17 protein-coding genes and 1 tRNA gene are annotated in these 21514 nt (G+C 52.3%); 4 read left to right on the forward strand and 14 right to left on the reverse strand.

All coding sequences use genetic code 11. From position 1 onward, the window contains the following. Positions 1 to 315 precede the first annotated feature (315 nt). The 7 genes from PGQ95_RS17150 to aspA form a co-directional block, all read right to left on the reverse strand. A tRNA-Phe gene (locus PGQ95_RS17150) sits at positions 316 to 391 on the reverse strand. 114 nt (positions 392 to 505) lie between these two features. After that, positions 506 to 2593, reverse strand: a complete 2088-nt coding sequence (locus PGQ95_RS17155) for a DUF1176 domain-containing protein (RefSeq protein WP_430918820.1) — start codon at positions 2591 to 2593, stop codon at positions 506 to 508. A gap of 65 nt (positions 2594 to 2658) precedes the next feature. Next, positions 2659 to 3234 carry a transcriptional regulator gene (locus PGQ95_RS17160; RefSeq protein WP_113374765.1) on the reverse strand — a complete coding sequence of 192 codons (576 nt, stop codon included), beginning with the start codon at positions 3232 to 3234 and terminating at the stop codon, positions 2659 to 2661. 35 nt (positions 3235 to 3269) lie between these two features. After that, positions 3270 to 4982 (reverse strand): protein-disulfide reductase DsbD, encoded by a 1713-nt coding sequence (locus PGQ95_RS17165; protein WP_113374732.1) that lies wholly within the window; start codon positions 4980 to 4982, stop codon positions 3270 to 3272. Then, complete coding sequence (cutA, locus tag PGQ95_RS17170) at positions 4958 to 5281, reverse strand: divalent cation tolerance protein CutA (RefSeq protein WP_032715456.1); 324 nt, start codon at positions 5279 to 5281, stop codon at positions 4958 to 4960. The genes PGQ95_RS17165 and cutA overlap by 25 nt, the downstream gene beginning before the upstream one ends. 99 nt (positions 5282 to 5380) lie before the next feature. Beyond that, positions 5381 to 6682 carry an anaerobic C4-dicarboxylate transporter gene (locus PGQ95_RS17175; RefSeq protein WP_113374733.1) on the reverse strand — a complete coding sequence of 434 codons (1302 nt, stop codon included), beginning with the start codon at positions 6680 to 6682 and terminating at the stop codon, positions 5381 to 5383. A gap of 116 nt (positions 6683 to 6798) precedes the next feature. Further along, positions 6799 to 8235, reverse strand: coding sequence for an aspartate ammonia-lyase (gene aspA / locus PGQ95_RS17180; protein WP_045380159.1), 1437 nt, complete (start codon positions 8233 to 8235; stop codon positions 6799 to 6801). A 334-nt stretch (positions 8236 to 8569) separates the two neighbouring features. On the opposite strand from aspA, the gene PGQ95_RS17185 reads away from it, so the two are divergent. Then, positions 8570 to 9040, forward strand: coding sequence for an FxsA family protein (locus tag PGQ95_RS17185; RefSeq protein ID WP_015368667.1), 471 nt, complete (start codon positions 8570 to 8572; stop codon positions 9038 to 9040). Positions 9041 to 9071: 31 nt separating this feature from the next. On the opposite strand, the gene yjeH is transcribed toward PGQ95_RS17185, so the two are convergent. Then, positions 9072 to 10319, reverse strand: a complete 1248-nt coding sequence (yjeH, locus tag PGQ95_RS17190; protein ID WP_113374734.1) for an L-methionine/branched-chain amino acid transporter — start codon at positions 10317 to 10319, stop codon at positions 9072 to 9074. Positions 10320 to 10550: 231 nt separating this feature from the next. Here yjeH and PGQ95_RS17195 point away from each other — a divergent pair, with 231 nt between their 5' ends. The 3 genes from PGQ95_RS17195 (at position 10551) to PGQ95_RS17205 (ending at position 13009) form a co-directional block, all read left to right on the forward strand. Next, positions 10551 to 10844 (forward strand): co-chaperone GroES, encoded by a 294-nt coding sequence (locus tag PGQ95_RS17195; RefSeq protein ID WP_003855929.1) that lies wholly within the window; start codon positions 10551 to 10553, stop codon positions 10842 to 10844. A gap of 37 nt (positions 10845 to 10881) precedes the next feature. Next, positions 10882 to 12528, forward strand: coding sequence for a chaperonin GroEL (groL, locus tag PGQ95_RS17200; protein WP_015368665.1), 1647 nt, complete (start codon positions 10882 to 10884; stop codon positions 12526 to 12528). Positions 12529 to 12655: 127 nt separating this feature from the next. Further along, the gene (locus tag PGQ95_RS17205; RefSeq protein WP_015368664.1) at positions 12656 to 13009 is read left to right on the forward strand and encodes a DUF4156 domain-containing protein; all 354 of its coding nucleotides are present in this window, start codon (positions 12656 to 12658) and stop codon (positions 13007 to 13009) included. A gap of 42 nt (positions 13010 to 13051) precedes the next feature. Here the strand turns inward: PGQ95_RS17205 and yjeJ are convergent, their stop codons facing one another. The 6 genes from yjeJ to PGQ95_RS17235 form a co-directional block, all read right to left on the reverse strand. Further along, positions 13052 to 13915 carry a YjeJ family protein gene (gene yjeJ, locus PGQ95_RS17210; protein ID WP_430918823.1) on the reverse strand — a complete coding sequence of 288 codons (864 nt, stop codon included), beginning with the start codon at positions 13913 to 13915 and terminating at the stop codon, positions 13052 to 13054. Between the two features lie 10 nt (positions 13916 to 13925). Then, positions 13926 to 16049, reverse strand: a complete 2124-nt coding sequence (locus tag PGQ95_RS17215; RefSeq protein WP_087859219.1) for a peptidase domain-containing ABC transporter — start codon at positions 16047 to 16049, stop codon at positions 13926 to 13928. After that, positions 16042 to 17331 carry an HlyD family secretion protein gene (locus PGQ95_RS17220; RefSeq protein ID WP_430918826.1) on the reverse strand — a complete coding sequence of 430 codons (1290 nt, stop codon included), beginning with the start codon at positions 17329 to 17331 and terminating at the stop codon, positions 16042 to 16044. The genes PGQ95_RS17215 and PGQ95_RS17220 overlap by 8 nt, the downstream gene beginning before the upstream one ends. 93 nt (positions 17332 to 17424) lie before the next feature. After that, complete coding sequence (locus PGQ95_RS17225; protein WP_430918828.1) at positions 17425 to 17793, reverse strand: hypothetical protein; 369 nt, start codon at positions 17791 to 17793, stop codon at positions 17425 to 17427. 132 nt (positions 17794 to 17925) lie between these two features. Further along, the gene (locus PGQ95_RS17230; RefSeq protein WP_430918830.1) at positions 17926 to 18942 is read right to left on the reverse strand and encodes a fimbrial protein; all 1017 of its coding nucleotides are present in this window, start codon (positions 18940 to 18942) and stop codon (positions 17926 to 17928) included. Positions 18943 to 18965: 23 nt separating this feature from the next. After that, the gene (locus PGQ95_RS17235) at positions 18966 to 21509 is read right to left on the reverse strand and encodes a fimbria/pilus outer membrane usher protein (RefSeq protein WP_430918832.1); all 2544 of its coding nucleotides are present in this window, start codon (positions 21507 to 21509) and stop codon (positions 18966 to 18968) included. Between the last annotated feature and the right edge of the window lie 5 nt (positions 21510 to 21514).

A 21514-nucleotide genomic window follows, 5' to 3' on the forward strand; every position in this document is an offset into this window, starting at 1 on the left:
TCGGACTAACGCCGCAGGCGTTGAACAGCGCGCTTGTCGCGCTGGCCCCGAAGGGGTGAGCCGCGTTGCGGCGAATAATCGAACGCAGTTCGATGGAGAGTCCGGTCGCAGAAAAGCAAAAAACCGCCTTTTGGGCGGGTTCTTTAAATAGTGGTGCCCGGACTCGGACTAACGCCGCAGGCGTTGAACAGCGCGCTTGTCGCGCTGGCCCCGAAGGGGTGAGCCGCGTTGCGGCGAATAATCGAACGCAGTTCGATGAAGAGTCCGGCCGCAGAAAAGCAAAAACCCAGCCATAGGCTGGGTTCTCTGAATAAGTGGTGCCCGGACTCGGAATCGAACCAAGGACACGGGGATTTTCAATCCCCTGCTCTACCGACTGAGCTATCCGGGCAACGGGGCGCATTAAACCGTAATCCGCCCACTGCGTCAATGAAATTTCTCTATTTATTGTTTGATTGCTTATCTTTGCGGCAATTCCGCACCAAAAGGGGCGTTTTGCTTAAAATCACATCACGCCGTTATCGCCTTCGCGGACTCTCCAGCCGCGGGTGATGGCGATGGCATGGCGTTTTCCGGAGATATCGTAATCGCCAACGAGCTCTTCGTCATCCCGTGGCGAACTGATGGTTAAGATCGCATCCACTCCATGGCGGTAAGCGCCATGATGGCTGAAAATGGTGCCGATAAAGCATTTATCGTTGAGCCACACCGGGATCCACGCCACCGTTTCAACGGTGTAGTGCCCCGCAGCGCCGCCATAGTAGCTGTCCACATCATCTTTAGCGGTACCGGGGGGAACAGGGCAAATCGGCTCATCGTTATCGTCAGCAGGTTTATCCTTTAGCAGGCTACCTTGCATGACGTCCAATGACTTCAATAAGCCCGCTTTATCTTTATCGTTTAAGGCTGGGGTGGGTGACTGCCCGTTTTCCGCAGCGCTAATGATATTGAGGTTATAACGGTAGCGGATGGTGATGGCCGGCGTCAGGTCGCTCTGGTTAAACGGACGCAGCAGATAGAGGTTATCTTCCCCAAACACGCCGTTAAACCACAGGGCGTAAACCTGGCCGTTGATTCTGACCCAGCGGCTCCACTGGTTCGCTCCGCGATCGTTAATAGAGTAAAGGGCGCCGGGCACGCCGGCATCGAAGTTATCGTCGTCATTGCTGTCGGCATCGTTCACCGATTCAAAGGCGTTATCACCGCGTTTCAGCACGCCGGTATAGCTGAACAGGCCGGTACCGCCAACATAGCTATCGATGATGAGATCGCGTTTGCCGTCGCCGTCGAGGTCGATAAGCGTGAAGCTGACTTTGCCGTTTTCCGAATCGGCGCTGATATCGGAATGTAAAAACGCCTGCCACTCATCGTCGCTGATATCCGCCGCTGGCTTGGTGGTTGAGACCGGCGCGTCGTCGGCATAGGTGAGGGTAAAGTGGCTGATGTGTCCGCTGAGCGGAAACTGTTCCGCAATGTTCTCTAATGCAAGTTCCGGGTTGCGTTTTTGCTCTTTTAGGACCGCGTCGTGCAACGTCTTCAGCGCGAGTATATCGGCCTCTCGTTGCTTGCGGGGAATAACCTTGCTGACGAAGGTAGGAAGCTGCCAGGTTCCGCCTGGGGTGATTTCCCGACACATGCCGGTACTGTATTTCAGACTTTGCACAAAAGCTTTGCCATCCCACACTCGCTCTTCTCCGCTGACGCAGTCGGCGACGCCGCGTCCCTTGTTGAAGAAGGCGATTACGCCATCGTTATAGCTGGAAGCATCCGTAGTAATGAGCTGTGGCCTGGCGGCCTGTGTGTTATCGACAACCCACATCGCGTAGCCGTCGTTATAGGCGGCGCGCCAGCACAGAGTCTGCAGTAGCGAGTGATTTTTATCCAGCGAAGTGAGGGTGATTTGTCGTTCGCTGGTCGGAATATCGGCGTTTTGCCTGTCATCACACTGGCTGTTGAGCGCGATTTCCAATTGCGGTAGCCATTTCTGCTGTTGTTTCGCGTTGAGCGCAACGGGCTGGGCGCTGTGAATAAACGGCGCGCTCAGGATCTCCGGCGCGGGAATGGCGCGCAGAACGGTGCTGTCGTCACCGTCGCCTTTACGTAACAGCGCATCGGCGGTGCCGATCCGCCGCTGGAATTCATCGATCTTGAGGAACACCGCGCTGCTGCCTGCGTTCGACAGCCGCTTGCGCTGGCCATTGAGCGATAGCTCGATTTTCGCGTTTTGCTCCAGGGCGGTAATAAGCGCGCTGGTTTGCGTACTGTCGAAATGAAAATGGCTGTCGTCGATAGCCTCAAGCGTCCCGCGATCGCTATCGTTGATAAAAAGATTTACGCTGGCATCTGGCGGAATATCGTGCTCGGTCTGCGCAAAGGTGACCTGCGCGGTTGCCTGCCGCCCTGCGCCTGCACTGCGAGTCAGCAGGACGCTGACTTCGCCCATTGTCGCGCCATAGCCCGCAGCCCGGCAGGTGCCGGTATTATCGCAGGCGACTTCCCAGTCTTTGTAGGCGAAAGAGAAACCGCGAGGAGGGGCGGCCATCAGCGAGGTCGAACAGAGCCCCATTACGGCGGCCCAGAGAAGTGGACGCATATAGATCCCTGCCACAGAAAGTGTCAGGGAATTATATGCGCCTTGCAGGGCTTGGGAAATCCGAATTACGTGAGCGCGCCGCCCATCCGGCAGCGGGCAAAGCGCAGAATATCTTCCGCCAGACGCTGGGCGGTATCGACGTCGGCCTGGCTGCGTTTGATCAGCATGCGGCTCAGGCAGCCTTCGACAATTAATTCCATCTGCTTAGCGACCATTTCCGGGTCATCCACCTCAAGCAGGGTCAGCAGCTCGTGCGTGTAGGCCAGCGAAGCCTGCTTCTGCTGTTCCGCTAACTGGTGAATTGGGTGCTGGGCATCCGGATAGAATGTACAGGCGGCGATAAACAGGCAGCCCGGATAGCGGTGGTTGCTAACGCATTTGGTCAGCGCGCTATAGCGCGCCAGCAGCTTTTGTTCTGCGCTCAGCGTCTCATCCAGCAACAGCTGGCGACGCCAGGCATCAACCTGCTGACTTAAATAACGCAGGGCGTCATAAAGCAGCGCTTCGCGGTCGGGCCAAAAGCGCTTGAGGTCATCAAGCGGGTATGCGACGCGTTCGGCGACCATTTCCAGCGTGGTGTTGGCGATACCCTCGATTTCAAGAATTTGTATGGCCTCACCCAGGACATCTTCACGTTGCACGATAGTCTCCTCCATTTATCCTCCTCAAGTGTCGTTCACGGTTGCCAATCGCGCAAATGGGCGCTGAATGCCGTAGCATCCATAAACCCGGTGACGCGCTGCGCGGGCTGTTCTTCTCCCTGCGCGTTGAAGAACAGAATCGTCGGCAAGCCGAGCACCTGTAAATGTTTCAGCAGAGCTGCGTCTTGCGCGCTGTTCTTAGTGACATCCACTTGCAACAGAACGGTCTCTTTTAGGGCCTGTCGCACTTCAGGAGCGCTAAAGGTATATTTTTCGAACTCTTTGCAGGCCACGCACCAGTCGGCATACAGATCGAGCATGACCGGTTTCCCTTTGGCCTGAGCCAGCGCCTGGTTGAGTTCATCAACGGTGCTGACGCGGGTAAATTCCAGATGCGCCTGCTGCTGGACGGCCGGTGCGCCAAAGGCCCAATCCTGCAGCGGACGCGCGCTAACCAGCGCGGCGGCCAACATGACGATTTGCACCAGACGCAGCCAGGGTTTGGTGGCGCCAAGCGAGGTGATAAACGCCCAGCTAAAGAAGGCAACGCCAAGCAACGACCACAGACGTAAACCCCAGGCTTCGCCGATAACGCGTTCCAGTAAAAAGACCGGCAGCGCGAGGATCACGAAGCCAAACGCGGTCTTGACATGGGCCATCCACGGCCCGCTCTTCGGCAGCAGACGGTTACCGAACACGGTCACCAGGATCAGCGGCAGCCCCATTCCCAGCGCGTACAGATACAGCGTGCCGCCGCCGAGCCACAGGTTACCGCTTTGAGCGATATACAACAGAATGGCGCTAAGCGGGGCCGTAGTGCAAGGGGAACAGATAAGCCCGGCGATGGCGCCCATTGCAAACACGCCGCCCGGCGAACCCCCCTGGCGCTTGTTGCTCATCAGCGTCAGTCGGGTTTGCAGCGATGAAGGCAGTTGCAGCGTAAACAGGCCGAACATCGACAGCGCCAGCGCGATAAATACCGCTGACAGCCCAATTAATACGTAAGGGTGCTGCAGCGCGGCCTGGAATTGCAGACCGGCGGCGGCTACGACCAGCCCCAGCGCGGTATAGGTAACCGCCATCCCCTGGACATAAATAAATGCCAGCAGCAGGGCGCGCGCCGTTGATAAGCGCTGTTTACCGCCGAGGACAATCCCGGAAATCAGCGGATACATCGGTAAAACACAAGGCGTAAAGGCGATACCGATACCAATCAGCAGCGCCCATAGCGCTGAAAACGGCAGCGACGCGGGTTCCGCGCCGGTCTGGCTGCCGCTGGCGGGTGCTGAAGGTTGGTCTGCCAGCGCCTTGCCGGAGTCAGCGAGCACCGCGCTGAGCGGCACGATTTTGGTCTCCGGCGGGTAGCAGAACCCGGCGTCGGCGCAGCCCTGATAGGTAACGGTCAGCGTGGCTGTTTTGCTGGCTTGCGTGAGGCTAATCGGTAATGTCAGACGCTGACGATAAATTTCGCTTTTGCCATAAAACTCGTCTTCATGCCATTCGCCAGGCGGTAGCGAAGGGGCGACGATCGCAGCGTCCTTTGCCGTCAGCGTAATCTGCTTACGGTAGAGGTAGTAGCCATCCTTGATGCGCCAGCTCAGGTTGAGGTCGTGTTGATTCTGCTGAAAGTCAAAGGCGAAAGCCCGATCGGCAGGCACGAAGTTTGAACGCCCGGGGGCGTCAAACAACCCGGCGCTGGCGGATGCGCTGCACAGTAGCAGGATCAGCGTAATGATGCGTTGAGCCATGAGAGGTAATCGTTGTCTCCGTGAGTAACCGGCAGGACCAGTAGTTCGGGGGTTTGATACGGGTGATGGGACTTCAGGCAGTCCAGTAACGCCTGCTGATGGGCCAGGTTGGTTTTGAGCAGCATCTGGACTTCATACTCCTGCTCAAGCTTTCCTTCCCAGTAGTAGAGCGACGTCGCTCCCGGCAGGATGGTGGCGCAGGCGGCGAGTTTTTCTCCGAGCGCTTTGGCCGCCAGATCCTGGGCGGTCGCTTCATCCGGCGCGGTACAGAGTACAACAACAGCATCAGGCGTAGTCATCGTGAACCTCGTATCAGCGAAAAGAGGCACTATAGCATGCATGATGCGGGGAGATTAACCAAAGGGGCCAGTTACTTTACTGGCCCCTTTTTAACGATCTTAAAGCATGAGGCCGCCGAAGATGAATCCGAGGATCACGCAAAGCGTAATGGCGATGACGCCCGGGATCAGGAAGGCATGGTTAAAGACATATTTGCCGATACGCGTGGAGCCGGTGTCGTCCATTTCGACCGCTGCCAGCAGGGTCGGATAGGTTGGCAGCACGAACAGCGCTGAGACCGCCGCGAATGAGGCAATTGCCGTCAGCGGGGTGACGCCAAGCAGCAGCGCGGCGGGCATCAATGCCTTGGTCGTGGCGGCCTGTGAATAGAGCAGCGTAGCGGCGAAGAACAGCACCACCGCCAGCAACCACGGATAGTTTTGCAGCAGATCGCCCGCTACCGTCTGGATATCGGCAATGTGCGCTTTAACGAAGGTATCCCCGAGCCAGGCGACGCCGAGCACGCAGACGCAGGCGCTCATTCCTGACTTAAAGGTGCTGGCGTTCAGCACTTCGCCGGTATCGATTTTACAGGTGATGCTAATCAGCGTGGCGATGGTCAGCATGAAGACCACGATCGCTTCGTTACGCGGCAGCACCGGGTTCTGGATCAGGCCGACGGTGTCGCTGATGGCGGTAGCGTAGAACATGACCGCGACGATGCCGACGAGGAACAGCAGAACGGCGCGTTTAGCATGCGGCTTCAGCTCGAAGACCTGACTGCCGCGCAGGCTCACTTCCCCTTTTGCCAGCCGTTCCTGATAGACCGGGTCGTCTTTCAGCTCGCAGCCGAGGAAGTTACAGACGACGGCGGTCAGCATGACGGCAATCAGGGTAACCGGCAGGCAGATCGCCAGCAGCGTCAGGTAGCTGACGCCAAGTGGTTCGAGAATACCGGCAAAGAAGACCACTGCCGCGGAGATAGGCGAGGCGGTAATCGCAATCTGCGAAGCGACAACGGCGATGGAGAGCGGGCGGGAAGGGCGAATACCCTGTTCTTTCGCCACTTCGGTGATGACCGGCAGGGTAGAAAACGCGGTATGACCAGTGCCTGCCAGCACGGTCATGAACCAGGTGACCAGCGGCGCAAGGAAGGTAATGTACTTGGGATGGCGGCGTAGCATACGTTCGGCGAGGCTGACCAGATAGTCCATCCCTCCGGCGACCTGCATCGCGGCGATAGCGGCGATAACCGCCATGATGATTTCAATGACGTCAAAGGGGATCGCCCCGGGTGGAATTTGAAAAATTAAGGTTAAGACGAGGACGCCGAGGCCACCGGCAAAGCCGATACCAATGCCCCCGAGTCGGGCCCCCAAATAGATTGCCAGCAGGACAACCACGAGCTCTGCACCAAACATATATGCCTTCCTTGTTTTTTAACAAGTTGATATTGAATTGTTGTCGTTTCGTAAACCCAAAAAAGCAAAAAGGCATGTCATCACTGACATGCCTTTGGTTAGTTTACCCTGAAAGCTTACTGTTCGCTTTCATCGGTATACCGTTTTGCTTTATAAGCCGGATGCATCAGGTTTTGCGGGGAGAAAATGTCATCCAGTTCGGCTTCGGTCAGCAGCCCGCGCTCCAGCACCACTTCACGTACGCTCTTACCGGTTTCGGCGCAAATCTTACCGACGATATCGCCATTGTGGTGGCCGATGAACGGGTTGAGGTAGGTCACGATACCGATGGAGTTGTAGACGTAGCTTTCGCATACCGCTTTGTTAGCGGTAATGCCGTTCACGCATTTTTCCAGCAGGTTGTAGCAGGCGTTGGTCAGGATGTGGATAGATTCAAACATCGCCTGGCCAATCACCGGTTCCATAACGTTCAGCTGCAGCTGACCGGCTTCGGAGGCCATGGTCACGGTGGTATCGTTGCCGATAACTTTGAAGCACACCTGGTTAACCACTTCCGGCACCACCGGGTTAACTTTTGCCGGCATGATTGAGGAACCAGCCTGCAGCTCTGGCAGGTTGATTTCATTCAGGCCAGCGCGCGGGCCGGAAGAGAGCAGGCGCAGGTCGTTACAAATCTTGGACAGTTTGACCGCCAGGCGTTTCAACGAACTGTGAACCATCACATACGCGCCGCAGTCAGAAGTCGCTTCAATCAGGTCTTCCGCCGGAACGACCGGCAGGTTGCTGACTTCCGCCAGTTTCTGTACCGCCAGCTGCTGGTAGCCGTCAGGGGTGTTCAGGCGAGTCCCGATAGCGGTCGCGCCGAGGTTCACTTCCAGCAGCAGCTCTGCGGTACGCAGAATGCTTTTGGTTTCTTCGTTCAGCAGTACGTTAAAAGCGTGGAATTCCTGGCCGAGGGTCATCGGAACCGCATCCTGTAGCTGCGTGCGGCCCATTTTCAGGACGTCCTGGAACTCAACGGCTTTCGCCTGGAAGCCTTCGCCCAGCTGTTTGATAGCATCGATTAATTTGAGAATCGATGCATAGACCGCGATGCGGAAACCGGTGGGGTAGGCGTCGTTAGTGGACTGGCATTTGTTGACGTGGTCATTAGGGTTGAGGAACTGGTATTCACCTTTCTGGTGGCCCATCAGTTCCAGACCGATATTCGCCAGCACTTCGTTGGTGTTCATATTGACGGAGGTGCCCGCGCCGCCCTGGAACACATCAACCGGGAACTGGTCCATGCATTTACCGTTGTTCAGCACTTCATCGCATGCCGCGACAATGGTGTTCGCTACGCTTTTAGGAATGGTTTGCAGTTCCTTGTTAGCCAGCGCGGCGGCCTTCTTCACCATCACCATGCCCCGAACAAACTCAGGGATGTCGCTAATCTTGTTGTTGCTGATGTAGAAGTTTTCAATCGCTCTCAGAGTATGAACGCCATAGTATGCGTCAGCTGGAACTTCCCTGGTGCCCAACAGATCTTCTTCGATACGAATGTTGTTTAACATGTGAACCTTCTTTTTCAAGCTGCCAATGAATTCACCAAATACACAGAATTTATAGGATTTAGCGTATTTTCAGACCGAAGATTATTTCCTTAACCGGCCCGGTGCCCACGATCATATGCTGATGATAGCGAAGTTCAGTAACCTTGATCACTTATTATATAGCGCGGCGGATAAGAATTATTAATCTGTGAAATGAGTCACCGCTTTACTATTTTTGAAAAAAATGCCGTTGTCGTTGATTGAAAAATGGCGCGCCAACCCCACATTCCTATGACGCGAATAGCAAATTATCACTACGGGCGTCTGCTACGACGGCCGATTGAAGGAGACGCCGGTGCGTTGGATCCCATTTATTGCCTTTTTCTTATACGTTTACGTCGAGATCTCGATCTTTATCCAGGTCGCGCACGTGCTTGGCGTGCTGTTGACGCTGATCCTGGTTATCTTTAGCTCGGTTGTGGGGATGTCGCTGGTCCGCAACCAGGGCTTCAAAAACCTGATGCTGATGCAGCAGAAAATGGCGGCTGGCGAAAGCCCTGCCGCAGAAATGATTAAAAGCGTGTCGCTGATTATCGCCGGGCTGCTGCTGTTGATCCCGGGCTTCTTTACCGACTTCCTCGGTCTGCTGCTGCTGTTGCCGCCGGTGCAAAAGCTGATGACCTTAAAACTAATGCCGTATCTGCGCTTTAGCCGGATGCCTGGCGGCGGTTTTAGCGCCGGCGCTGGCAACGGAGACACCTTCGAAGGGGAGTTCCAGCGTAAAGACGACGAACGCGACCGTCTGGATCACAAAGACGACCGCTAAAACGACAAAACCGGCCTGCGCCGGTTTTTTGTTATCGGCTTGCTGAAGGTGAGCGTGCAGGTAAGGCGAACCACAGCACCGCCAGCATAATAATGGCGTACAAGCTCTTCCAGCCGACCATTGCTAACAGCAAAATGCAGAGCACGCTTCCCACGATGGCCAGCACGCGGTATTTACCGTGTAGGAGTCGGCATCCCGCTAGCATGCACAGCAGATAAATCATGATGAAAATGCCGTTGGCATAGACGATCAGCGCATCGAGATTAATGTTCAGCCAGTAAATGCACAGCGTACTAAGTACGCAGCAGCCTAAGACCGCATTCAGGGCGTTGCGCGGTACCTGGCGCGGCGACAGGCGGGCCAGGTAGCTCTCCGGCTTGAACTGCGCCTGCGACCAGACCAGGCGGGCAAAACTTTGGATATAGATATTAAGGCTGGCGAAGCAGGCGAGGTAGCCGATTACGCAGGCAACCCACAGCGCCTGCACTCCGAACAGTCGCACTACGATGTTTGGCAGCGAAGCCGCCGCCGCCATTTCCTCACCGAAGGCGTGAAAATGCAGAACGACTACCGTACAGCCCCAATAAACGGTTCCTGCCAGCACCAGGCCAATCATCAGCGCTCTAGGGAAGTCGCGCTCCGGACGTTTAAACTCAGATGCCAGATGAGCAAAGGCTTCCAGGCCGACGAAGCACCAGAACATCACCGATAGGGCCGCAAACAGCTGTGACGTGTCGACATCTTTAGGCTCCGGGAAAGGGATCTGCGCCGGGTTTATGCCACCGCGCCACCAGATGGCGACGATCAGCGCGACAATCAATATCGCAACCAGCGTCTGTAGATTGGCGCTGGAACTGGCGCCGCGCGAGCCCACCCACCAGACGATCGCTAGCGTGCCGAGCTCGGCAAGCAGCAGCTGAGTATCGTGCCAGCCGAACAGCGCCTGGCCAAAACCGGTGGCGATATGCAGTGCGGCGGGTAAGCCCACCGGGATCACCGATAAAAACAGCCAACCGGTTACCCGTGCCAGACGTGGGCCGAACGCCATATCCACAAAATGAGCCACGCCGCCAGCGCTGGGAAAGTGGCGCCCAAGCACGGCAAACACGATAGCGATGGGAAAGACCAGGAGAATCAGCGCCGGCCACGCCCACAGGCTATTATCGCCTGAGACCAGCGCCGCCAGCGCCGGTACGGCGAATACGCCGGTTCCCAGTAGTGATGTCGAAAGTAACCCGACTCCCTGACCTAACCCCAGTTCCTGTTTTAAACCACTCATGACTCAACCCTGCGCGCGGCAAAAAAACGATGTTATCACAACCCTTTGCGCCAGAAAGCGCAGCCCCCACGCGAATATTTTTGCGCGTCAGCGCACAGGCGGAAATTTTTTTTTAATTTTCCCCTTGAAGCGGTAAATGGCCATCCCCATCTCTCTCTGCACTAGTCGGAAACCGTTTACGGCCCGGCGCCATCCATAACTGATAATGACTTTCTCGAAGGAGAGCTATCAATGAGTATTCGTCCGTTACATGATCGTGTGATCGTCAAACGTAAAGAAGTTGAAACCAAATCTGCAGGCGGCATCGTTCTGACCGGTTCTGCGGCAGCTAAATCAACTCGTGGCGAAATCATCGCTGTCGGTAAAGGCCGCATCCTGGAAAACGGAACTGTGCAGCCGCTGGACGTTAAAGTTGGTGACATCGTGATTTTCAACGATGGTTACGGCGTGAAGTCTGAGAAGATCGACAACGAAGAAGTGCTGATCATGTCCGAAAGCGACATCCTGGCAATTGTTGAAGCGTAATTCGCACGACCCTGAACGAATTTGAGGAATAAAAGAAATGGCAGCAAAAGACGTAAAATTCGGTAACGACGCTCGTGTAAAAATGCTGCGCGGCGTAAACGTACTGGCAGATGCAGTTAAAGTCACCCTGGGCCCGAAAGGCCGTAACGTTGTTCTGGACAAATCCTTCGGCGCGCCGACCATCACTAAAGATGGCGTTTCCGTAGCTCGTGAAATCGAACTGGAAGACAAATTCGAAAACATGGGCGCGCAGATGGTGAAAGAAGTTGCCTCTAAAGCGAACGACGCTGCAGGCGACGGTACCACCACCGCAACCGTACTGGCTCAGGCTATCGTTAACGAAGGTCTGAAAGCCGTTGCCGCGGGCATGAACCCGATGGATCTGAAACGTGGTATCGACAAAGCTGTCGTTGCCGCTGTGGAAGAACTGAAAGCGCTGTCCGTACCGTGCTCTGACTCTAAAGCCATTGCTCAGGTTGGTACTATCTCCGCTAACTCCGACGAAACCGTAGGTAAACTGATCGCTGAAGCGATGGATAAAGTCGGTAAAGAAGGCGTTATCACCGTTGAAGACGGCACCGGTCTGGAAGACGAACTGGACGTCGTTGAAGGTATGCAGTTCGACCGTGGCTACCTGTCCCCTTACTTCATCAACAAGCCGGATACCGGCGCTGTTGAACTGGAAAGCCCGTTCATCCTGCTGGCTGACAAAAAAATCTCCAACATCCGCGAAATGCTGCCGGTTCTGGAAGCTGTAGCGAAAGCTGGCAAACCGCTGGTTATCATCGCTGAAGACGTTGAAGGCGAAGCGCTGGCGACCCTGGTGGTTAACACCATGCGCGGCATCGTTAAAGTTGCTGCGGTTAAAGCGCCGGGCTTCGGCGACCGTCGTAAAGCCATGCTGCAGGACATCGCGACCCTGACTGGCGGTACCGTTATCTCTGAAGAGATCGGTATGGAGCTGGAAAAAGCGACTCTGGAAGACCTGGGTCAGGCTAAACGCGTTGTTATCAATAAAGACACCACCACCATCATCGATGGCGTTGGCGAAGAAGCCGCAATTCAGGGCCGCGTTGCTCAGATCCGTAAGCAGATCGAAGAAGCGACCTCTGATTACGACCGTGAAAAACTGCAGGAGCGCGTGGCTAAACTGGCCGGCGGTGTTGCGGTAATCAAAGTCGGTGCTGCTACCGAAGTTGAAATGAAAGAGAAAAAAGCGCGCGTTGACGATGCCCTGCACGCGACCCGTGCTGCGGTTGAAGAAGGCGTGGTAGCTGGCGGCGGCGTAGCGCTGGTCCGCGTGGCGGCGAAAATCGCTGGCTTGACCGGTCAGAACGAAGATCAGAACGTCGGTATCAAAGTTGCGCTGCGCGCAATGGAAGCGCCGCTGCGTCAGATCGTTTCCAACGCCGGTGAAGAGCCGTCTGTTGTTGCCAACAACGTGAAAGCAGGCGACGGTAACTACGGTTACAACGCGGCTACCGAAGAGTACGGCAACATGATCGACTTCGGTATCCTGGACCCGACTAAAGTCACCCGTTCTGCGCTGCAGTACGCGGCATCCGTTGCTGGCCTGATGATCACCACCGAGTGCATGGTGACCGACCTGCCGAAAGGCGACGCGCCTGATTTAGGTGCTGCTGGTGGCATGGGCGGCATGGGCGGTATGGGCGGCATGATGTAATCGTGCGCTATACGGCATAAAAATGCAGAAACCCCCGGTCAGAAATGGCTGGGGGTTTTTCTTTTTGCTGGCTTTTTAGTATAAGGTTTACATCCGGGCCAGTGCGTCCAGCTCATTGGGGAATAACATGCAGGTAAAATATTTAGCAGGGATTGTCGGCGCAGCATTATTGTTAGCGGGTTGCAGTTCCAGCAACGAATTAACCGCAGGCGGCCAGAGCGTGCGTTTTGTTGAAGATAAACCGGGAACGGAATGCCAGCTGTTAGGGACGGCAACCGGTACGCAAAGCAACTGGCTGTCAGGCCAGAATGGCGATGAAGGCGGCTCGATGCGCGGCGCGGCGAATGCCCTACGTAACCAGGCTGCGGCCATGGGCGGTAACGTCATTTATGGCGTGAGCAGCCCGACGCAAAACCTGCTGTCGAGCTTTGTTCCGACCGATAGCCAGATGAACGGCCAGGTTTATAAGTGCCCGAACTGATGCGTTAAGCACTCTCTGCACAGGCAGAGAGTGCTTAACAACTTATGCCTCAAGCGCTGCTTTGGTAGCCACGTAGAATTCACGCAGCGACAGCATACATTCATCTCTGGTTAGCATTTGTCCCGGTGAGGATGGAATTACCTTACTGAAGATTTGATACGGCGTATGCTGGCTGTGGACCTGTTTTAGCTTCTGACTCTTTTCAAGCAGACGCAGCGCGATACTCTTTTCAACATCGGACTGATGCGCGGCGCTGGTTTTAATCACCGCACCGGAGAGTACTTTTTTACCCTCCTCCTGCTCGTAGCTGTATAACACGGCCAGATGGTGGCTAAACAAATTCAGCTTCCACTCTTCCTGAGCATATTGCTGGTACTCAATGTTAGGTTGGGTCGTTAAATCGACGGTATACAGCAGTACATAATCCAAAGCCAGCGCCAGGTACTCATTTAATTTCGTATCAGCAACCATTTTTAGAGATTGATTGATACCCAGAATCAATGCCTCTACCTGCCGGTCGTCAATCCGTAATGTCGCGATTTTCTCGTTCTGCAGCATCAGAATTAGCGTTGACTCGTTTACCCCCGGCTTCAACGTAATCGACATGATTCTTAGCTCTGGATTAGGGTTTTGCACCTCGTCCATATCGACTGCCGGGGTATTGGCGATGAGCTCATTATTATAGGCAATAAGCTCCTCTTTCAGCGTATCGTCGCTTTGCTGCAAGCGCGGCAAGAAAATAGACATCCGGTTTGCCAGGACCATGAGCAGGTCAGCCAGCACCGGTGCTTGCAGATAGTATGTCTGACACAGGCCATTCTGCTTTTGTACTTTCAGCAGCAGCGCCATGAAATGGTCTTCATAGGTAATTCCGGCGGTGTTAAAACCAATAAACGTTCCTTGCATACTCTTCTCCTTACGCTGGCATTGGTATTCTTGACTGCGATAAATCAATCACCCGGTCGGCAGAGGCAATCGTCGATGGACGATGCGCGACGATGACGCGGGTAATACTGAGCCCTGAAATCGATTGGTTAATGACCGACTCATTTCGTAAATCGAGATGGCTGGTGGCCTCATCCATAAACAGAATGCTTGGTTTACGATAAAGCGCGCGGGCAATCAAAATACGTTGCTTCTGGCCCCCGGAAATCCCCAGGCCCAACTCACCAACGATGGTTTCATAGCCCATCGGCATTTTCATAATTTCGTCGTGAATGTTGCAGCGTTTGGCGCATTCGACAACAAAATCCACATCGGCGTTGTCTTCAAAGCCGCTGATATTATCGATAAGCGAACCGGAAAAGAGTCTATCCTCCTGCAATACGCAGGCGGTTCCCTGGCGATAGTTATTGAGACCTATCTTCTGGATATCGAGATTATCGGCGAAGACGTCGCCGCTGGTGGGGGAGAGCAGCCCGCACATCACTTTCAATAGCGTGGTCTTACCGACACCGGACGGCCCGACCAGCGCGACGGATTCCCCCGGCTCAACGGTGATGTTCAGGTTTGAGAAAATCGGCTGCGAAAAGGGATCGTACTGATAGCTGAGATTTTTGACTTCAAGTCTTGCGCCGGCATCTTTTGAAAAGACGTCCCGTGATGGTAATTCTTGCTCGGGTTCGCTGAAGACGATTTCTGAAAGACGCTCGTTATGCAGCGATAGCATACGCAGCTGCATGCTCAGGTCAACCAGGCTGGATGCGCGCTGGGAGAACTGGCCGCGGTAGGCGTTAAAGGCCATAAACATACCGAGGGTCATTTCATTATCAATAACCATAATGGCGCCCAACCACAGTACCGCCACCTGATCGATAGCGGTAATGAAGGTATTAATACCGCTAAACATCATGTCGAAACGGGTTTGCTTGATCCCCGCATTACAGGCATCGATATTGATATTCAGCCAGTGCTGAGAGCGGCGTTCTTTCAGATTCAGCGCTTTGATGGTCGAAATACCGTACAGCGACTCCATAAAATGCGAACTGGAACGCGCGCCTTTGATTACCTGTTCTTCAGCAACGCGGCGATAGAAGCGATAAGTTCCCAGACGCATAATGGCGTAGCATAAGGTAAAGCCAACGACGACCCATGTTAGCCAACCGCCGTACAGCGTGAGCATAATCAGCAGCCCGATTGTCATGATCGAATCGATAATGCCGCTGACGATGCTATTAGTGAACGTGGAGCGAATGGTGTCCAGCGATGAGAAACGGGACTGAATATCCCCCAGATGGCGCTTTTCAAAAAAAGAGAGCGGCAGGCTGGCCAAATGATCGAAAAGGGTCGTTTTCCACTGAATATTGGTCAGCGTGTTGAGCGTCAGCGAAGTCCATGCGCGCAGCATACTGATAAAGGTGCGGAAGAGGGTAAAGAAAACCAGGCCAATACAGATAACCGAGAGCAGGCTTTGATCGTGGGCCATGATCACGTGGTCAGTGACTAACTGCGTGCCTATCGGCAGCAGTAAGCCGATAGCTTCAACCACCACCGAGAAGGCGAAAATCTTCAGCAGCGCTGATTTTAAGCCAACAATATTGCGCATCAGATCTAACAAACGCAGGCGAGATTTGGCTTTTTCCTGCTGAAAGTTCTGATCGGGCCATAGCTCTAAGGCGATGCCGGTAAAATTATTCGACATTTCCTGAATGCCGATAATGCGTTTACCCAGCGCCGGATCGTGGACGACAAAACTGGACTTTCGCACTTTGGTGAGCACGACGTAGTGGTTCATTCCCCAGTGGATAACGCAGGGTAGCTTTAATTGCCTGATTTCGTCGAGATCGAGCGACAGCGCCCGGCTTTTTAAGCCGGCATGTTCCGCCGTTTTGCTCAATGACATCAGCGTGACCCCCTGAGAAGGGCTACCAAAACGCTGGCGGAAGTTGAAGAGATCGATATCGAGGCCATAATGGCCGCAAATCATTGCCAGGCAGGCAATGCCGCATTCGGCGGCTTCGGATTGTAATATGACCGGCGTCTTTTTCAGTATTGAAAAATTAACTTTCGCCGTAATTTTCTCAAACAGTTCATTAGTCATGAATCGGGCCGCTCACGCTTTGAGTAATCTTATAAACCGGAGTAAACATCCACATATAGAGAGGGCGTTCTTCAAGAAAAACAACGGCCTGCGCTTTAAGGCCGTTGGACAGGCTTAGCTTTTTCCCATCATATTCGAACTGTTTATCTTTAATTTTGACGATCGCTTTATACAGCGCCAGTTCTTGTTGCTGATTACCACCATTGTTGACGTTGGTATATTCAGACATCTCTTGTCGTGATGCCGGCATTGAGGATATTGATATGATTTTTCCAGGGAATTGCCCGAATTTGTCTGATGGGAAAGCATCATAGCGAATATTAATGGTATCCCCAGTTTTTAAATAGGGGATAGTATTGTTTGGTAGCCAAAGGATAAGAAAATACTCAACGTTTCCTGTAGGTTTTATCTGTGCCAGGCTGCTGCCGTTATCAACGGTTTGTCCTTGGGTAGCTGAAAGTGACTCAATTCTGCCATCGCTGGTGGATTTAATAATAATGTTACCGTTAGCGTTGGATTCAACGAGTTGATTTTTAAAATCGTTGGATTGGTTGTACTGGCTGGATATTTGGTTATCAAAATCAGCAGCTTTAGTGATTTTATCGCTATTAAGCTGGGTGATTTGTGATTCCAGTTGCATCTTCTGGCTAACCAGAGATTGATACGCGCTTTGCTGTTGAAAGTATAAAGAGTGCTGATAGTTATACTGATCTTTTGTTATCAGGCCATTGCTAAGGTATTTATCGTAGCTGGAAAGGTTATCATGCATTTTTTTCAGACCGACCTGGGTATTGACCAGCATTCGGTTGGTCTCTTTCAGAGAGTCCGTAGTGGTTTTCAACTGCGCATTTAGCGCATTTAATGTCTGACTTTTATTATCTTCCAGCTTTTTGATGATGTCGTCAGAGTTGGCAATTTTTTCATTGATGACTTCTATCTGTGCCGCACTGACATTGCCGCTGGTGGTGCTGCGGGACACATCAATTTCGTAGAGCGGTTGGTTTTTTTTAACGACGTCACCAATTTTCACGAATTGCTTAACGACAAATCCTTGCTGCGGCGCAAAGACGTTAATCGAGTGAGGGAGGGTGATGACTTCGCCCTGAACGTCAACGCGCTGGGTGAACTTACAAAAAATGAGTGCGCAAATAAGCGCAATCATAAAGAAGGCGGATAAAGAAGCAATTAACCATGCGGGTAAGCCAGCAAGCAGCAAGGCCTTTCCTTTCCAGTGATTTCTTTTGTATTCGATCGCTTCCTTGCGATAAAGATTTTTTGACATGTATACCGCTTTTATATTGATAAGGAATAGAGGCTTGAAAACCAAGCCTCTAAATATTAACAGGTTAAATTAAGCGAGATTAAGAAATACTGTTTATCCAGCCCAAGGTGTAAATGTACCGTTAATAATACCGTTAGCAACATCCACGCAAGTAGTGAGAGTTGTATCCCAGCCAACAGTAGCAGCAGCAATACCACATCCAATACCGCCGACAATCAATCCCCAAATCATACCTACACCTTGAGCGATTGAACCTACGCCAAAAATGCCGCCACCGTCGCCACCGTGTGCGCCACCGATTATTGACCCAGCCATTGCGCCTACAGATGCCCCCAATGCTACAGAAGCGACTAATTCTGCGGTATTGCTGGCAAGAGAAGTAAGTGCGCTACTCAGAGAAGAAAAATCCCAAGAATACCCACCTGAAATCTCTTCCATTTCAAATACAGTCAATTGCTTCATATTTATTCCTTTAAATTAATATTATTACGTATTGACCTAATTATAGGTCGGGCAGAAATGTAAGCGACGATTGCTTTTTAAGCAATGTAATAGACATGAATTGTTTGTGAATTCATGTCTATTTTCTTAATATTATTGTTCTTGTATAACCACCTCTAACATTGCCTTAACTTTACCGTTAGTAATATCGTCAACACTGTTGCTTTGGCGATAGTAGTCAGCGGTAAGGTTGATGACCTGCGAAGTTGCTGCACTGTTGAAGCTATAGCTATCCATATCATAGAAAACTAAAGGCGTCCCAGTTTGTTTGAAAATGATACCGACATTTTTGGCGCCGCTATCATCGGTTATCATATTATCAATGATGCCATCGCCAGATGCGCTGGTGGTGCCTATCGGATTAAACCAGTACATTAACGTATTACCGATTGAACCGGCTGGGCAGTTAATGGTTAATAAGATGTTTTTTTGCTCTGGTGTCACGCCGCCGCGGGAGACCGACATTAGTGTGCTTTTTTTAATCCGACCGAGCGTTATCTGTGAACTGGAGGGCGATATATCACAAGACGTCACCTGGTATGTGGTGTTTTTTAGCTTGATATTAGTGGTGTATAAAAGCTTATCGCTGGCGCTTGGGTTGGTTGTAGGGTTGCCGACAGAGAAACTTATTGACGGGTTTGAATCCGACCCTGAAGTATCAATGACCTGTTTTGTTTTGATAAACCACACGGTGACAAACTTATAGTAGTTATCTGAGGTTTTTTCAAACGGTACCAGTACCGAACCCGCAACGGCAGGAACCAGTGCGCCATTTTTACTTTCCAGCAGATCGGATATCTGGAATCCAATACCGTCAATACCGGTTTCATATACCGGCATCCCCTGTATCCCGGTTACGCCGGCGACCTCAGCGGTACTGATAGTCGTAATATACTGATCGTTATCTTTCTGGCTGCATGTGAAGTTTTTATAGGTGCTGGTACCATATTTTACCGAATAGAGAACGCTACCTATCGGTATGGAATCATCCGTTGGGATCTTTGCGTTAATAGTAAAAGCTTGCCGGCGGATATTTCCCGTGTATTCACATTTTGCTGCCGCTTCACCACAGGTAACTAAAAGCATTAATAGAATAAATATTCTCTTCATCAATATTTGTCCTTAAATGATGGCTAGCGACATACCGCTTCAACCTGACTTAAACCAGCGGTTTTGCCTTCCCGCGGCGGTAACGTGAAGGGGGCATGACACTGCTGGGAACTACTTTTTCCCCACTGAACGTTGAGCGTCCCGGTTTGCTGCAGACCGGACATATAGACCATCCCGGCATCGCTAACGATACTTGCCTGGCTTTTCGCATCACCAGCCAGTAAGACCATCGCTCCATAGGGAATGTCCTGACCGCTGGCGGTTTTAAGATGAATAAAGGCACGTTGCCCAATCTTGCCGTCGTAGTTTGCCCGCACAATAGCGCCGCGAGTCGGCACCACGGTTTGCGTTGTTTCCGGTAGTTCCATATCATCGCCAAGCGTGGCGGTGTCGAGAGTGATATCGGTGCGACGATAAGGGGTAACGTAAGGCACGATGGCATAGCCGCGATAGTCGGTCGAAATGGTGTTATCGGTCGTCAGTTTGACGTCATCCAGCCCCGGAGCTTTAACCAGTACGGCAGCATCGGTGATGTCCTGACCTAAAGTGATGCCGTCAGCGTGCGCGATAATGCTGCCGTTGGCGCCATAATCAATGCGTTGGCTATCGCGATCGTAGCTGTAACCGGCGTTAACACTCCCCTGAGAACTGTTATAGGTGGCGCGCATGTCGCCGCTGTAATACTCGCGGTTGCTGTATCCTTGCTGAATACTCCAGTCCAGACTATCGTTTTCCAGCCCGACGCCGCCGATAGCAACCGATTGATCCGTTGAGCCTGGGTTGCTATTGGTGAGCTGGTAACTGGTATAGGTGCCAGGAAGCCAGTTGCCGATCGGTAAAGTAACCGTTAGGGTGATACGTTGATCGTCCTGGGCATCTTTATTCGCGCTATTGCTGCTCCAGGTATAGCGGCTATAGCTATAACCCAGGTAGAAGTTCACGTTTTTAAAGCCACCGTTATAGCCAACGCTGATGGATTTATTGGTGCGTTTATCATCCCAATAATCTTCTACCAGACCGCTAATAGAGAGACTACCGAGCCCTTTACCTAAGCTTTGATTAAGCGTCAGGTTGGTACGGTTGCGCAGTGAGCGGGTGGTATAGCTGCCGTCGTTTGAATAACTATCGAACACCTCTGACAGGGTGTTAAAGCCTTTGGTAGAGTATCGGTAACCCGCGATAGTAATGTTAGTACCGGTATCAAGGATGTTTTTGCCGTAGCGGATACGCCAGGACTGACCTGACGTCTTTTCTTGATCCTGGATCTTTGACCAGGCTTGAGTGACGTCTGCTGAAGCCGCGCCAAAATCACCGAGGTTATAGCCTAGACCGGAAGATAATGCTTGATAGTGCGAGGCCATTTGCATCCCGCCGTAGGCCGTCAGGCTACTGGATACACCATAGCTTATTGTCGCTTGGGTGAATGGCGTTTCGTCAACTCCGCCATCATAAGGACGATATTTACCAGAGGTGATTTCATACTGTAGCTGGCCTTCGCGCACCATGACCGGCAGCGTAGCGAACGGCACGATGAATTCTTGCTTTGAGCCATCCGATTCTTCTACCGTTACGTACAGATCGCCGCTACCGCCGCTTGGGTACATATCGGTAATTTCAAAGGCGCCGGGGGCGACGTAGGTCTGATATACCTGGTAGCCATTCTGCTTAACAATCACCCTGGCGTTGGTTTTTGCAATCCCTCGGATAATTGGCGCATAGCCGCGAAGGCTCTCCGGCAGCATGGAGGTATCCGTTGCCATTTGAATCCCGGTAAACGGCACGCTATCAAAAATACCGGAGAGCGAGGAGCTTTCACCCATTACCAGATTACTATTAAGAGGGCGAATGCTGCGCTGCATGTACAGGTAAGCTGATTCCCAGTCGCTGGATTCTCCTTTCGTTTTATTCCAGGTGCTCAGATTTCGGATACGCCATGGACCAAGATTTAAACCGGACTGGAGGTTAAGGCTATAGTATTCATCTTCTGATTCGAAATCATTCGAGCCGCTGAACTGGTAATTCATTAACAGCGCGTTAATACCTTCATCAAATTGATCTTCCGGAATAAATCCTTGCACGACGGTGGATAATGCCGCTTGTGGTATGGAGATATTTAACCGTTGTGCAGTAAAATCGAAATCCGCTTTTGTATCCGGTATGACCGTTAGGTTAACGCAGTTATTGGCATCTTCTTTCAGAGCTGGGAAGGATTTCACTCTGACACCATATTCCGCCAGGTCTTTAAGCGTGAAACAGGGGGTTAATTTGATATCATCACTCTTATCGGCAGTATGGCTATCAATAACAAACTTGATAGTACGGGTATCCAGATATTGACCGTTGAAAACAATGTCAACCCGATAATCCCCGGGCGCCTGAGCGTTCCTGGCTTCAAAAACAGATAAGTCTGGGGCGTTTGAAGGATCGCTACCATTCAATGAATTGATGAATGAGGGATCGAAGAAATCACGTGCTTGCGCTTTATTATCCAAACCACAAAAAAACGCTGGCAACAACGTGATGCAGAGCGTTGATAGTTTGAATAGCTCTTTATTTTTATTTTGCATAGACA

It is taken from the genome of Klebsiella sp. 141240 (assembly GCF_050600805.1).
Lineage (GTDB): Bacteria > Pseudomonadota > Gammaproteobacteria > Enterobacterales > Enterobacteriaceae > Klebsiella > Klebsiella aerogenes.